Annotated in this window: 1 rRNA gene; it reads left to right on the top strand. The window is 54.7% G+C overall.

The features are described from left to right. Positions 1 to 1281: ribosomal RNA gene (locus tag LI074_RS17010) — 23S ribosomal RNA — on the top strand; the annotation flags it as partial.

The raw sequence follows: 1281 nt of genomic DNA, 5'->3' as shown, positions 1-1281 counted from the left end.
ATACCGTACCCGTACCGTAAACCGACACAGGTGGATGAGGAGAGAATCCTAAGGCCGGCGGAAGAAGCATTGTCAAGGAACTCGGCAAAATGGCCCCGTAACTTAGGGATAAGGGGTGCCTGGGAAACCAGGCCGCAGAGAATAGGCTCAAGCAACTGTTTAGCAAAAACACAGGTCTATGCGAAACCGAAAGGTGAGGTATATGGGCTGACGCCTGCCCGGTGCTGGAAGGTTAAGAGGAGAGGTTAGCGGTAACGCGAAGCTTTGAATTTAAGCCCCAGTAAACGGCGGCCGTAACTATAACGGTCCTAAGGTAGCGAAATTCCTTGTCGGGTAAGTTCCGACCCGCACGAAAGGCGTAATGATTTGAGCGCTGTCTCGACAATGCATCCGGTGAAATTGAAGTACCAGTGAAGATGCTGGTTACCTGCGCCAGGACGGAAAGACCCCATGGAGCTTTACTCCAGTCTGGTACTGGGACTCGGTATTGCATGTACAGGATAGGTGGGAGGCTAGGAGATGGTAACGCCAGTTGCCATGGAGCCGCTGTTGGGATACCACCCTTGCAGTATTGGGTTTCTAACCAGCCGCCGTGACCCGGCGGTGGGACAATGCCAGACGGGGAGTTTGACTGGGGCGGTCGCCTCCGAAAGGGTATCGGAGGCGCCCAAAGGTTCCCTCAGAATGGACGGAAACCATTCGAAGAGTGCAAAGGCAGAAGGGAGCTTGACTGCGACACCGACGGGTGGAGCAGGTACGAAAGTAGGGCTTAGTGATCCGGTGGTATTAAGTGGGAATGCCATCGCTCAACGGATAAAAGCTACCCTGGGGATAACAGGCTTATCACTCCCAAGAGTTCACATCGACGGAGTGGTTTGGCACCTCGATGTCGGCTCATCGCATCCTGGGGCTGTAGTAGGTCCCAAGGGTTGGGCTGTTCGCCCATTAAAGCGGTACGCGAGCTGGGTTCAGAACGTCGTGAGACAGTTCGGTCCCTATCCGGCGTGGGCGTAGGATATCTGAGAGGAGCTGTCCTTAGTACGAGAGGACCGGGATGGACGGGCCGCTGGTGCATCGGTTAGACTGCCAAGTCTACGGCCGAGTAGCCAAGCCCGGAAGGGATAAACGCTGAAGGCATCTAAGCGTGAAGCCCCCCTTAAGATGAGATATCCCATTCGAAAGAAGTAAACCCCCTTGAAGACGACGAGGTAGATAGGGCAGAGGTGGAAGTGTGGCAACACATGGAGCTGACTGTTACTAATCGGGTGAGGGCTTGACCAA

This window comes from Blautia sp. MSK18_10 (assembly GCF_020553185.1).
In the GTDB taxonomy this organism is placed as follows: Bacteria; Bacillota; Clostridia; order Lachnospirales; family Lachnospiraceae; genus Blautia_A; species Blautia_A wexlerae.
This window is presented reverse-complemented; position numbering and strand designations above follow the sequence as displayed.